This window comes from Streptococcus suis (assembly GCA_002831545.1).
GTDB lineage: Bacteria > Bacillota > Bacilli > Lactobacillales > Streptococcaceae > Streptococcus > Streptococcus suis_P.
The window spans coordinates 967,851-981,000 of sequence record CP025095.1; the positions used below are offsets into that span (position 1 = coordinate 967,851).

General features: G+C 40.5%; 13 protein-coding genes, 1 tRNA gene, 1 other RNA gene and 3 pseudogenes. 12 read left to right on the plus strand and 6 right to left on the minus strand.

What is annotated here, in order from left to right; translation table 11 throughout:
- Positions 1-197 precede the first annotated feature (197 nt).
- The 5 genes from CWM22_04740 (at position 198) to galE (ending at position 3,591) form a co-directional block, all read left to right on the plus strand.
- Positions 198-815: an ADP-ribose pyrophosphatase gene (locus CWM22_04740; GenBank protein ID AUC91259.1), complete on the plus strand. Its 618-nt coding sequence runs from the start codon at positions 198-200 to the stop codon at positions 813-815.
- Between the two features lie 9 nt (positions 816-824).
- On the plus strand, positions 825-1,598 hold the full coding sequence (locus CWM22_04745; GenBank protein ID AUC91260.1) for a TIGR01457 family HAD-type hydrolase: 774 nt from the start codon (positions 825-827) through the stop codon (positions 1,596-1,598).
- Positions 1,588-2,217, plus strand: coding sequence for a TIGR01906 family membrane protein (locus tag CWM22_04750; GenBank protein AUC91261.1), 630 nt, complete (start codon positions 1,588-1,590; stop codon positions 2,215-2,217). The genes CWM22_04745 and CWM22_04750 overlap by 11 nt, the downstream gene beginning before the upstream one ends.
- 79 nt (positions 2,218-2,296) lie before the next feature.
- Complete coding sequence (locus tag CWM22_04755; protein AUC91262.1) at positions 2,297-2,473, plus strand: 30S ribosomal protein S21; 177 nt, start codon at positions 2,297-2,299, stop codon at positions 2,471-2,473.
- Between the two features lie 104 nt (positions 2,474-2,577).
- On the plus strand, positions 2,578-3,591 hold the full coding sequence (galE, locus tag CWM22_04760; GenBank protein AUC91263.1) for a UDP-glucose 4-epimerase GalE: 1,014 nt from the start codon (positions 2,578-2,580) through the stop codon (positions 3,589-3,591).
- Positions 3,592-3,673: 82 nt separating this feature from the next.
- Here galE and mscL read toward each other — a convergent pair whose 3' ends face one another.
- Positions 3,674-4,057 (minus strand): large conductance mechanosensitive channel protein MscL, encoded by a 384-nt coding sequence (gene mscL / locus CWM22_04765; GenBank protein AUC91264.1) that lies wholly within the window; start codon positions 4,055-4,057, stop codon positions 3,674-3,676.
- 181 nt (positions 4,058-4,238) lie between these two features.
- Between mscL and CWM22_04770 the strand changes: the two genes are divergently transcribed.
- From CWM22_04770 to CWM22_04785, 4 genes and pseudogenes are all read left to right on the plus strand, one after another.
- Positions 4,239-6,029 carry a DNA primase gene (locus CWM22_04770; GenBank protein ID AUC91265.1) on the plus strand — a complete coding sequence of 597 codons (1,791 nt, stop codon included), beginning with the start codon at positions 4,239-4,241 and terminating at the stop codon, positions 6,027-6,029.
- A 2-nt stretch (positions 6,030-6,031) separates the two neighbouring features.
- Positions 6,032-7,150: an RNA polymerase sigma factor RpoD gene (locus CWM22_04775; protein ID AUC91266.1), complete on the plus strand. Its 1,119-nt coding sequence runs from the start codon at positions 6,032-6,034 to the stop codon at positions 7,148-7,150.
- A 128-nt stretch (positions 7,151-7,278) separates the two neighbouring features.
- Positions 7,279-7,602: a metal-sulfur cluster assembly factor gene (locus tag CWM22_04780; GenBank protein ID AUC91267.1), complete on the plus strand. Its 324-nt coding sequence runs from the start codon at positions 7,279-7,281 to the stop codon at positions 7,600-7,602.
- A gap of 625 nt (positions 7,603-8,227) precedes the next feature.
- Positions 8,228-8,691: pseudogene (locus CWM22_04785) on the plus strand (IS200/IS605 family transposase).
- A 21-nt stretch (positions 8,692-8,712) separates the two neighbouring features.
- Here CWM22_04785 and CWM22_04790 read toward each other — a convergent pair.
- Both CWM22_04790 and CWM22_04795 read right to left on the minus strand, forming a co-directional pair.
- Positions 8,713-8,811: pseudogene (locus CWM22_04790) on the minus strand (PTS cellbiose transporter subunit IIC).
- A 23-nt stretch (positions 8,812-8,834) separates the two neighbouring features.
- Positions 8,835-9,428: a TVP38/TMEM64 family protein gene (locus tag CWM22_04795; protein ID AUC91268.1), complete on the minus strand. Its 594-nt coding sequence runs from the start codon at positions 9,426-9,428 to the stop codon at positions 8,835-8,837.
- Between the two features lie 109 nt (positions 9,429-9,537).
- On the opposite strand from CWM22_04795, the gene ssrA reads away from it, so the two are divergent.
- The 3 genes and pseudogenes from ssrA to CWM22_04810 all read left to right on the plus strand — a co-directional run bounded on the left by ssrA (position 9,538) and on the right by CWM22_04810 (position 11,132).
- Positions 9,538-9,885: a transfer-messenger RNA gene (gene ssrA / locus CWM22_04800) on the plus strand.
- A gap of 2 nt (positions 9,886-9,887) precedes the next feature.
- Positions 9,888-9,975, plus strand: a tRNA-Ser gene (locus tag CWM22_04805).
- Positions 9,976-10,084: 109 nt separating this feature from the next.
- Positions 10,085-11,132: pseudogene (locus tag CWM22_04810) on the plus strand (adenosine deaminase).
- Between the two features lie 47 nt (positions 11,133-11,179).
- On the opposite strand, the gene CWM22_04815 reads toward CWM22_04810, so the two are convergent.
- Genes CWM22_04815 through CWM22_04825 form a run of 3 tightly spaced genes read right to left on the minus strand, consistent with a single transcriptional unit; the run spans position 11,180 to position 13,053 of the window.
- Positions 11,180-11,962, minus strand: coding sequence for an ABC transporter permease (locus CWM22_04815; GenBank protein AUC91269.1), 783 nt, complete (start codon positions 11,960-11,962; stop codon positions 11,180-11,182).
- Between the two features lie 16 nt (positions 11,963-11,978).
- Positions 11,979-12,686: an ABC transporter ATP-binding protein gene (locus CWM22_04820; protein AUC91270.1), complete on the minus strand. Its 708-nt coding sequence runs from the start codon at positions 12,684-12,686 to the stop codon at positions 11,979-11,981.
- Complete coding sequence (locus CWM22_04825) at positions 12,679-13,053, minus strand: GntR family transcriptional regulator (GenBank protein AUC91271.1); 375 nt, start codon at positions 13,051-13,053, stop codon at positions 12,679-12,681. Before CWM22_04825 ends, CWM22_04820 begins: the two co-directional genes overlap by 8 nt.
- Positions 13,054-13,150: the final 97 nt, after the last annotated feature.

A 13,150-nucleotide genomic window follows, 5' to 3' on the forward strand; every position in this document is an offset into this window, starting at 1 on the left:
TTGTCTGAAAGCTAATTCATTTGACTATAACGGTTCTTTGTCAACTGTAGCGGTGGATATTACTCACTACAGAAATTATAGAGCCTTTCTTCATGCGTATGACCTGTCGTATACAGCTGGTTTCTTTCTCGCTGATTCGGTTTGTGGTATAATGTTGATTATTAAGCAAGTTAGGTAAACATTGAATGGAGAATGTCATGTCGCAGGATAAGTGGTTGGAATGGGCCGTACGTTTACAAGCTTTGGCTCAGACAGGCTTGGCCTATGGAAAAGATGTTTATGATATGGAACGATTTGAGGAAATCCGTCAGATTGCAGCGGAAATGTTGGTAGAGCCATCTGGACAGCCCTTGGAGGTGGTGAAAGACTTGTTTTGCAATGAAACAGGCTATCAGACACCCAAGCTGGATACCCGCGCAGCTATTTTTCAAGAGGATAAAATCCTACTGGTTCAGGAAAACGATGGGCTCTGGTCCTTACCTGGAGGTTGGTGCGATGTGAATCAATCCGTCAAGGACAATGTGGTCAAGGAAGTAAAGGAAGAAGCGGGGCTGGATGTGGAGGCTCAACGTGTGGTGGCGATTTTGGACAAACACAAGAACAATCCTGCCAAGTCAGCCCACCGCGTGACCAAGGTCTTCATTTTATGTCGTCTCCTTGGCGGGGAGTTTCAGCCCAATTCGGAAACAGTTGCCAGTGGATTTTTCAGTTTAGACGATTTACCGCCACTTTCACTTGGGAAAAACACAGTAGAGCAGTTAGCACTTTGCTTGGAAGCTAGTCGGTCTGAGCATTGGGAAACACGATTTGATTAAGGAGGAAAAATGACATATACAGGTTATTTGATTGATTTGGATGGTACCATTTATGAAGGGAAAAAGCGGATTCCTGCTGGTGAACGTTTTATTCATCGCTTGCAAGAACGTCAGATTCCCTATTTATTCGTGACCAACAATACCACACGCCGTCCTGAAACGGTACAGGCTATGTTGGCGGAGCATTTTAATATCGAGACACCACTTGAAACTATCTACACGGCCAGTCTGGCGACAGTAGATTATATGAATGACTTGGGCAAGGAAAAGACAGTCTATGTCATTGGAGAAGATGGGCTCAAGTCTGCCATTTTTGAGGCAGGTTATGTGGAAGACACGGAAAATCCAGCCTATGTTGTCGTAGGTTTGGATACTCAGTTGACCTATGAAAAACTGACCATTGCCACCTTGGCCATTCAAAAGGGAGCGACTTTTATCGGTACCAATCCTGACTTGAACATTCCGACGGAGCGTGGTCACTTGCCAGGTGCGGGTTCACTGATTTCCCTCCTGAAAGCAGCTACACGAGTAGATCCGACCTTTATCGGCAAGCCTGAAGCCATTATCATGGACAAGGCTCTGGAGATTTTGGGGACAGAACGCAGCCAAACGGTTATGGTGGGGGATAACTACTTGACGGATATTCGTGCAGGGATTGACAATGGATTTCCAACTCTTTTAGTCCTGACTGGATTTACCAAGCCAGAAGAAGTAGCAGACTTACCCCTGGCTCCAACCCATGTCCTCAACAGCCTAGATGAATGGAGTTTTGATGAGAACTAAGTTACAGATTATCGGAACGATTTTATTTGTCTTGTCGGCAGCAGTTCTAGGTACCATCTACCTAGCTTGGCTAGTTTATCCGCTTGAGATTTCTTTTTTGGGGTTGGAAAAAGTGGTCTACATGAAAGCGGCAGATATTTCCTATAATTTTAATATCTTGATGAACTATCTGACCAATCCTTTTGCAAGTGTTTTAGACATGCCAAATTTTTCATCCTCAGCTGATGGTCTGAAACATTTTGCGGATGTGAAACATTTATTCCATCTAACTCAGGTTATTTTCCTGATTAGTTTGCCTGCGGTTTTCTATTTTTGGAAAGAAGTGGTGCGAAAAGGATATGGAAAATTGTATCAAGCCGTCTTTCTATGGATGGCAGCAGTACCCTTATTCATTGCTGTACTAGGTTTGTTGATTGGTTTCGATTCTTTCTTTACTCTCTTTCATCAAGTTCTTTTTCCTGGTGACTCGACCTGGCTCTTCAACCCAAATACGGATCCGGTTATCTACATCTTACCAGCAGAATTCTTCCTGCATTGTTTTCTCCTATTCTTTGTCTTGTATGAAATCATCTGTGGAGCTTGGCTATTGCTCCTAAGGAAAAAGGGGAAAAAGTCGTGATTATGTAAAAAAGTTCTTGACAATCCTTTTGATTGCAGTTATAATAGTATGTAATTTGAAATTGAGGGGAGTGAAAAAAATGTCAAAAACAGTAGTACGCAAGAACGAATCACTTGATGATGCTCTTCGTCGTTTCAAACGTGCGGTTACTAAAGCTGGTACTCTTCAAGAAACACGCAAACGCGAATTCTACGAAAAACCATCTGTAAAACGTAAACGTAAATCAGAAGCAGCTCGCAAGCGTAAAAAATTCTAATTGAATTTGAAAACGGCCGAAAGGCTGTTTTTTGTTTACATTTTACAACAAGTAACATATAATAGGGATATAGAATTTTTGTCCAAGTGAAAAGGAGTAAAGAGATGAGTATCTTAGTTACTGGTGGTGCAGGTTATATTGGTAGTCATACGGTTGTCGAATTGTTGAAGTTGGGGAAAGAAGTGGTTATCGTGGATAATCTTTCAAACTCAAGTATTTTGGTTTTAGATCGCATTGAAACCATCACTGGCAAGCGCCCAACTTTCTATGAGTTGGACGTGGCAGATAAGGAAGCCTTGCGCCAAGTTTTTGAAAATGAAAACATTGAGGCAGCCATTCACTTTGCTGGCTACAAGGCAGTCGGTGAGTCCGTAGCTAAGCCAATTATGTACTATGAAAACAATATCATGTCAACCCTAGCTTTGGTAGAAGTCATGGCAGAATTTGGTGTTAAGAAAATTGTCTTCTCCTCAAGTGCGACTGTTTATGGCCTCAATAATCCATCGCCTTTGGTTGAAACTATGCCAACTAGCGCAACGAATCCGTACGGCTATACCAAAGTTATGTTGGAACAAATCTTGCGTGATGTGGAAGTAGCAGACAAGGGGTGGAGTATTGCATTGCTCCGTTATTTCAATCCAATCGGTGCCCATGAATCTGGCTTGATTGGGGAAGATCCGGCTGGTATTCCTAATAATTTGATGCCGTTTATTGCACAAGTAGCCGTTGGTAAACGTGAGGAACTCAGCGTTTTTGGTAACGATTATGATACAGTTGATGGTACTGGAGTGCGTGATTATATCCATGTGATTGATTTGGCGCTCGGTCATATTAAGGCGCTTGAAAAAATTTCAACTACTACAGGTGTACATACTTACAATCTTGGTTCAGGTCAAGGAACTAGTGTCTTAGAACTTGTTCAAGCTTTTGAAAAAGTGAATGGTGTACCGGTACCTTATAAAATCGTTGACCGTCGTCCGGGTGATGTGGCGACCTGCTATGCTAATGCAGACAAGGCTCTAGCTGAACTCAATTGGAAAACAGAGAAAACGATTGAGGATATGTGCCGTGACACATGGAACTGGCAGTCTAAAAATCCAAATGGATATGAAGGATAAAACAATAAGGGAAGCCGATTGGCTCCCTTTTTTTGACAAGAAGAAAACAGGTATGGAGACCTGTTTTTCAATATATTATTGATTATTTTTTCAATAAATCGCGGATTTCTGCAAGCAACTCTTCTTGAGTTGGACCAGCAGGTGTAGCTTCTTCAACAGCAGCTTCTTCTTTCTTAGCCAAGCTTTGAGCTTTTTCCGCAGCCTTAACGATGAAGAAGAGAACAGTACCAACAATCAAGAAGTTGATAACAGCACTCAAGAAGTTACCGTATGCTACACCGTTCCATGACAAGTCAGCGATTTTTTCTGCACCAGCAGCTTTCAAAGCTGGCGTCAAGAACAATGGAGTAATTACATCTTCAACCAATGATTTAACGATTGCACCAAATGCAGATGCAATAATCACACCGACAGCCAAATCAATCACGTTTCCACGGAACAAAAAGGCTTTTAAATCTTTCAACATATCCTAAATATGTCCTTTCATAAATATTTTACTCTATATATAGTAACCGTTAAAAATTATTTTACAAGTAATTTGTTTCAGAAATTTTACATTTTCCTTCTTTTAGTATAAAATAGAGTATGTTAAACTAAGGGAAGAGTGTTCACTTTTTAAATTAGCTAGTATGATATGAGGAGGGAATGTGCTTTCAAAGGATAAAATTACTGAAATAAAACAAGCTCTCAATATCGTTGATGTTATTGGTGAAACGGTTGCTTTGACTAAGGCCGGACGTAATTATGTCGGTCTTTGCCCTTTTCATAGGGAGAAAACCCCGTCTTTCAATGTGATTGAAGATAAGCAGTTCTATCATTGTTTTGGATGTGGGAAGTCTGGCGATGTATTTAAGTTTGTCGAAGAAGTTCGTGGTGTTTCTTTTGCAGATGCGGCAGCTATCTTAGCTGAGAAGGCAGGGTTTCAAGTAGATGTAACTCCTTCCTATCATCAAGAGGAGAAAAGGGTTAGTCCGCATCAGGTACTGTATGATATTCATCGGGATGCTGCAAAGTTTTATCATGCCCTTTTGATGACAACCAAAATGGGTGAGGAAGCTAGAGCTTATCTACACCAACGTGGCTTGACAGATGATGTCATAAAAACATTCCAGCTAGGCTTAGCTCCTGCCGAACAGAATATTCTTTACCAAAAACTATCAGGTCAATATGACGAAGAAAGTCTATTGAATTCGGGTTTGTTCAATCCAAGTGAGAATAATATTATTTATGACGCCTTTCAAGCGAGGATTATTTTCCCCTTGGCGGATGAATATGGTCGAATTGTAGCTTTTTCAGGTCGGATTTGGACCGAAGAAGATCGAAACAATAAACAATTAGCTAAGTATAAAAACTCTCGTAGTACTGCGATTTTCAATAAAAGCTATGAATTGTATCATTTGGACAAGGCTAAAGCGGTTATTAAGAAGCAACGTGAAGCCTATCTCATGGAAGGTTTTCTAGATGTCATTGCTGCTCATCGTGTAGGGATTGATAATGCAGTGGCTTCCATGGGAACAGCTTTGACAAGAGAGCATGTTGCACATCTAGCTAAGTTTTGTAAGAAAATTGTTCTGACTTATGATGGGGATAAGGCTGGACAGGCAGCTACCATGAAGGTGCTGGACGAACTACAAGATTTTCAGGTTGAAATCGTGAGTTTGCCAGATAATATGGACCCAGATGAATTTTTGCAGAAAAATTCGGAAGAAGCCTTGCAACAGGTTTTAACCAAGTCACGAATCAGCGATGTAGAATTTTTGATTCAATACTTGAAGCCTGAAAATCCTGACAATCTACAAATGCAGATTGAGTTTGTAGATAAGATTGCACCAATTATTGCCAAAGTATCATCCATTACAGCTCAAAATTCTTATATTTATAAGGTGGCGGATTTACTTTCTGATTTTGATTATAATCAGGTGGAACAGGCAGTAAATGCTGTTCGTCTGAACCAGCGCCAGGAGAGAACACAACAGGTATTTCAATCACAGACTGGTCAGTCTTATTTGCCACCAGTCCAAACGATTGCTCGTATAACGAGTCTAATTCGAACAGAAAACCATTTACTTTATCGGATGGTTGAACATCCTTATATTCTCAATGAGTTCCGTTTACGAGAAGATTTTTATTTTGCGACGCCAGAATTGCAAGCTATTTATGATATGTTAAAAAAATCTGGGGAAATTACCAGTTTTGAACTATCACAGTTGAACGATTCCGCTCAACAGGCTTGGTATCGTATGCAGGAAGAACGTTTACCTAATGAAGTATCTCCACACGAAATCGAAGAATTAGAAATTCGGCGAGACAAGGAATTGTTGAAGAAGGAGAACCAGCATCTAGCACGGAAAATCCGTGAACATTCCCATGTGGGAAATGCAGATATTGCCCTCGATGAGTTGCAAAAACTCCTCGATAGAAGAAGACAAATGGAGTAAATATGACAAATAAAAAAGATAAAAAAACAGAAGTAACTACTTTTGATGTACAAGTTGCCGAATTTATCCGTAACCATAAAAAACAAGGTTCAGCTACAGACGATGAAATCAATGACCAACTGGTTATTCCGTTTACGCTTGATGCTGATGGGATTGATGATTTGCTCCAACGTATTCAAGATGCCGGGATTTCGATTGTTGACAAGGATGGTAATCCTTCTGCGCGTGCTATGCAGGTAGAGGAAGAACCAGAATTATCTGATGAAGAATTGCTCGGAAGCACTTCTGCAAAAGTGAACGACCCAGTCCGCATGTATTTGAAAGAAATTGGTGTTGTACCTCTTTTGACCAACGAGGAAGAGCAAGAATTGGCTCTGGCAGTCGAAGCAGGGGACCCAGAAGCGAAACAACGTTTGGCTGAAGCCAACTTGCGTTTGGTTGTATCCATTGCCAAACGCTATGTCGGCCGTGGTATGCAGTTCCTTGATCTTATCCAAGAAGGAAACATGGGCTTGATGAAGGCCGTTGATAAGTTTGACTATTCAAAAGGTTTCAAGTTTTCAACCTATGCAACTTGGTGGATTCGTCAGGCTATCACTCGTGCCATTGCGGACCAAGCGCGTACAATCCGTATCCCTGTTCACATGGTAGAAACCATTAACAAATTGGTCCGTGAACAACGCAATCTCTTGCAGGAATTGGGCCAAGATCCAACTCCTGAGCAAATCGCTGAGCGTATGGATATGACGCCTGAGAAAGTTCGTGAAATCCTCAAGATTGCACAAGAGCCTGTTTCACTCGAGACCCCAATTGGTGAAGAAGATGATAGTCATCTTGGAGATTTTATCGAAGACGAAGTCATTGAAAATCCAGTTGATTACACAACTCGTGTCGTTCTTCGTGAACAGTTAGATGAGGTATTGGATACTCTTACTGACCGTGAGGAAAACGTATTGCGTCTTCGTTTTGGTTTAGATGATGGTAAAATGCGTACGCTTGAAGATGTTGGTAAAGTCTTTAACGTAACCCGTGAACGCATCCGCCAAATTGAAGCCAAAGCCCTCCGTAAACTCCGCCACCCATCCCGCAGCAAACCACTCAGAGATTTTATTGAGGATTGATTTTGTCTGGGAGACAAAATCAACCGCTCGCTGAAAACAGGAAACGAGCGAGAGTTCGGGGAGGTTTTGACACAAACTTCGTTTGGTTCTTTTCTAGTATTGAACTTGTGAAAAAGAAAGAGAGAAAAATGACGTACACAGAAGATCAAATTAAAGACATTCAGGAGCGTGTTTTTCATGCTCTTGAAGATGTGATTGACCCTGAGCTAGGTATTGATATTATCAATTTAGGGCTAATTTATGAAATCCGATTTATTGAGGGCAAGGCTGAAATTGATATGACCTTGACGACCATGGGTTGTCCATTAGCTGATCTAATTACCGATCAAATTCATGATGTACTGAAGGATGTCCCTGAAGTAACAGAAGTAGATGTGAGACTGGTTTGGTCACCAGCTTGGACCATTCAAAAAATGAGTCGTTATGCTCGAATTGCATTAGGAATTAAATAAAAAAACAAAATGGTTTCGAACGTTTGAAGCCATTTTTTTATTAATGTTTGGATTTTTTGTAAAAAATATTAAAAATTATACTTGTCAAAGAGAAATTTCCGTGTTACAATAAACAGGCCTAGGAAAAGTAGTCATACCTATTCTAGCAAATATCAGACCTATATGGGATGGGTAGCTCTGCTATTTATCATAACCAAAGCCTACGGACAGGCGGGTCGAATGCCGAAGCGTGGCGTAAGCCACATTATTGATAGGGTTAAAAGCCTACATTTTATAAGTTGATTTTAGGGTTCATCCCTAATTCGTATATCAAATTTAGTGTGGTGAAAGCACACGTCATCTTGTGAAACGGTCAATAAAGTACGTATATATTTGCACTGGAGAGTAGGAAACGGTAGGCACATAAACTCAAGAGAAGAATAAAAAGCGTCGATTTGGATTGTAGAGCAGGATGAACCCTGCTCTTTTTGCTTTGTTATGTGACTTTTAGTCCGTTACGCTCCATAAGGTGCGTGACAAATAAACCACCCGCTATGCGGGTGCGCGACGAAGGTTATACCAAAAAAACTCCAAACGCGATACAATAAAGGTGTTCAAGCCTATTGTAAAGCGAAAGGAGAAAAATATGGCGCAAAAGGCACATAGTTTATCACATACAAAGTGGCTGTGTTCTACCACATTGTCTTCACCCCTAAGTATAGACGAAAAATTATCTATAATCAATATCGAAGTAGTCTTGGAGAGATATTTCGACGATTGTGTAGTTATAAAGGTGTTGAAATTATCGAAGGTCATCTGATGCTGGATCATGTTCATATGTTAGTCAATATTCCCCCGCGGTTAAGTGTATCCAGTTTTATGGGCTATTTAAAAGGCAAGAGTGCTCTTATGATGTTTGATAAACACGCCAATCTCAAATATAAATTTGGCAATCGTCATTTCTGGGCAGAGGGATATTATGTAAGTACGGTTGGACTTAATGAAGCCACAATTAAGAAATATATACAAGAACAGGAAAAACATGATCTAGCACTTGATAAATTGAGTGTAAAAGAGTATGAAGATTCCTTTAGGGATAATGGCAAGTAGTACGAATGCCTCTTTAAGAGGCTAGTGACGAGTCAAAAGCAGTGAGGCTTGAACAAAGTGAAAGCCAGCGTCTTTAGGCGCTGGCTGGTGATGTGGGCTTATAGCCCTTGTTCAAACCACCCGTTTTCACGGGTGGTTATGACTTATCCTAACAATTGCTGCAACCATTGGCTGCCATAGATCCAAAAGAAGCTATAGGCCACAACTGAGAAAGGGCGACAAAGTAAAGTAATCATAATAAATTTCCGATAGCTCATGCTTGTTAATCCAGTAATCATCACCACTATGTCAGCTGGAGAAATGGGAGAAAGCATACAAAGAACAAAGAAAATTTCATAACTACGTTTATTATCAATTTTGCTTTCATATTTGTAAAACGTATCTTCAGACATGAAGAGGAGACAAAATTTCTTTCCATAGCGACGAGCCAACCAGAAAAGGATGATACTACCGATTGAAATTCCAAGATAATTGAGAAAGAATCCCCACCAAAAATGAAATACGAGGAAACCTACAACAGTCGTAACACCGCCTGGAATAATCGGAAATACAACTTGAATAATCTGAATAGCTAAAAAAGAGAGGCTACCTAAAGCACCTTGGCTTTTGATTAAATCGCTTAAGACATTTTGGTCGTTCAAAATGCCAATCTTATAGAGCCAAAACAGAAAAATAGCAGTCCCGATAAGGGTCAAAATACTTAATACTTGAATGGTTTTTTGCCAAAATTTATACATACTTTCATTTTACCATATTTCAAAATTTTTTTAAATTGTAAGGAAAATGTAAAATAATTTTGCTATTTATAAAAAATTCTGCTATAATAATTCCTGTATCAAATCCTACGGGGTTGTTACGGATTCGACAGGCATTATGAGGCTTGTTCTGCAACTCATCGGCAGATGTAAAAATGCCAGTTAAATATAACTGCAAAAAATACAAACACTTACGCATTAGCAGCTTAATAACCTGCCTGCGTGACCATTCGCGAATTGCTTGTGTTTGCTGATTGGTCTTAAAATAACAAGCTACGTTGGGATTGAGTCAGGCTGTTCCAAAAGAGATTTACTGACTCGCTTGGTCTAGGTTTGAGTTATGTATCGAGCCCAAGTTAAAGCAAGACATAACCTATGGTTGTAGACGAATAAGTTAGCAGGTGTTTGGACGTGGGTTCGACTCCCACCAGCTCCATATATGGAAGATTACTCAAGAGGCTCAAGAGGCCGTGTTGGAAACGCGGTAGGCGTGTAACAGCGTGCGTGGGTTCGAATCCCATGTCTTCCGTATGGCAAGAACGATGAAAATCGTTCTTTTTTCTTGCACTTGAAATTATCTAATAAGAATAATGTTCATTTTTTGTGGAGATTGTCTTGTATTTTGTCAAAAATATGATATGATAGTTAACAATCTACTTACGAAAGAGGAAGTGTTGATGTTGAATGTACAAGAATTAGCCAAGACAGAATTGCATTGCCATTTGGATGGTTCCCTATCTTTATCGGCAATCCGACAACTTGCCCAACTGGCAGAAATTTCCATTCCAGACAAGGATGAGGAACTCAGAAAATTGGTCAGTATCGAAGGCAAGGTGGATAGCCTGATGACCTATTTGAAAACTTTTGACTTTATCCGTCCACTCTTACAAACCCCAGAAGCATTGGAATTAGCTGCCTACGATGTTCTAGGTCAAGCATCAGAGGATGGAGTCCTCTATATTGAACTTCGCTTTGCACCAGAACTGTCGACGGATCAAGACTTGACTATTTTAGAAGCGGTCTCAGCAGTTTTAGTTGGACTAAACAGGGGGCAGGAAGATTTTGGAGTGGTTGCTAAACTTCTGGTTTGTGGTTTAAAGCAAACGAATACGAATCAAACGAAGGAACTCTTTTCGGCTATTGCTGATTTGGCACCGAAAGGATTGGTTGGCTTTGATTTTGCTGGAAACGAGGCAGACTACCCAACTCATGAGCTGGCTGAGTTGATTGACTACACACAATCTCTGGGTTACCCCATGACCTTCCATGCTGGTGAGTGTGGTTGCGTGACCAATGTAGCCCAAGCTCTGGCCTTGGGTATCAAGCGGATTGGACATGGAACGGCTCTTAGCGGTCACGCTGAGGCTATTCAGGCTTTTTGTCAATAGCGGAGCAACGCTTGAGATGTGCCTGACTTCAAATCTCCAGACCGGAGCTGCCCAAACTCTAGCAGACTTCCCCTATGAACAGCTGGTTCAAGCGGGAGCAAAGATTACCATCAATACAGATAATCGAACGGTTTCCAATACAAATCTAAATAAAGAATATCAGCTATTTGTAGAGTATTTTGGAACGACCAAGGAAGAATTTTATCAATTCAACAGAAATGCTATTCAAGCAAGCTTTGCCAGTGAAGAAGAAAAGGCAAACTTACTTGATGTCCTAGCCCAAAAGTATAATTTGTAAAAAGAAAGCTCTAGGCCATGTCAGAACGACCGGCAAAGAGCTTTTTCTTATTGCAAATTCAATTTCTTGGTCATGATAAAGTGTGTACCAAAATAGTAGGCAAAGGCCAGAATGATATTGACCAAGGCCAAGATAGGACTTGGGTATAATGGTAGCGCGGCATTATAAAGATTCTCTAGATAATTGGTAAAAACGAGAGCTCCAAACACACCGAGAACAATTGAAATTCCGATATAGGTTAAAATGGCAAACAGTAGACGGTGATCTTTAAACAGTTGACCAACAGAGATGGAGAAGTAGATCAGCAAGATTCCCATTGTTGACTCAATCAGCACATAGAATAGATGTGCAAATATGACAGGCCAGTCTAATGCTTGTACAACAGTATGCAATTCAGGAATCATGATTTCCTCAGTTCCGAGCATGAGAACAGCTAAAATGATTCCGATTGAAAGAACAGTGGTAACTCCTGCCAAAAAGTACCAAACCAATGAAGCTACAAGTTTGCTGAGGATAATTTGGTGGCTGGAGACAGGTAAGGTCATGGTTAAATAGCCCTGACGACCATAGACATTTTTTCTAAATCGGTTAATAACCATGAAAAAGGTGGATAAACCGAGTGCTGCAATTAAGATACCGAAGGTCATGAAGGATGTACCGAAAAGAACCATTTCAGCACCACCAGGTTCAGTGCTTCCAGCTTGTGCCCGTAGGGTCAAAGCTTGTAACCAGAATCCAAGTATTGCAGACAGGACCAATGCCCCGGCATAAATTCCTAAATACCATTTTCCAACGGATTGAAATTCATATTTGAGTAATTTCTTAAACATAGCAATCTCCTTCTAACTAAGCCTTAAAGTCTTGGCGGAAGAGTTCGTCAATGGACTCGCCACTTTCAATACGGAGGTCATCCACGTTTTCATGGCGAATAACACTTCCGTAGTGTAGGAAAATAACCTCATCCAAAATTTGCTCGACATCTGAAATTAAGTGAGTAGAGATAATAACAGAGGCAGTCGGAGAGTAGTTGTTGACGATGGTTTTTAAAATGTAGTCTCGAGCGGCAGGGTCAACACCACCAATTGGCTCATCTAAAACATACAGCTGCGCTTGACGGCTCATTACCAAGATCAGCTGAACCTTTTCCTTGTTCCCTTTTGACAGGTGTTTCATGCGGCTGTTCAAATCAATTCCTAAGTCTTGCAAGAGGTGAAGAGCTCGTTCTTTATCGAAGTCCGCATAGAAATCTGTAAAGAAGGTGATAGCATCAGAAACCTTCATGCTTTCATCAAGATAGGTCGTATCTGGCAAATAGGATACGATTGCCTTGGTTTCAGGTGAAGGAGTGCGACCGTTGATAAGGACTTGACCATACTCAGGTTGCAATAGTCCATTGATGAGTTTGATTAACGTCGTCTTACCAGAACCATTTGGTCCCAAAAGTCCAATAATCTTACCAGCAGTCAATTTTAAGTTAACATTATTGAGAGCTACAGCACCGCCATAGGATTTTGAAACCTGTTGTAATTCGACCAGGGTATATGCATTATTCATAAGACACTCCTTTCAAATAATCATCTAACTGGTGGGTTAATTCATCTTGATTGAAGCCCAAGTCCAGCATATTGGTCACAAAGTTTTCAAGTTCTTTCTGTGCCAAATGCAGGCGGGTCTGTGAAATCAATTCTTGATTGTCTGTGACGAAACGTCCTGTTGTGCGGACTGAGTAAACAAATCCTTCCGTTTCCAAATCAGACAGGGCCCGTTGCACCGTGTTTGGATTGACGCCAGCTATTTCAGCCAAGTCACGCACGGTTGGCAATTTATCTCCCGATTTCAATTGATTGGTCACAATCTGTAATTTTATAGTATTACTGATTTGAATATATATGGGCATATTGTTGTCAAATTTCCAAGCCATTATTCTTTCCTTTCTAGGCATTTTTGCCAATACCTATGTTCTAACAAAATAATACAATAAAACATGATAAATTGCAAGTCTTTTGATTGCATTTCTT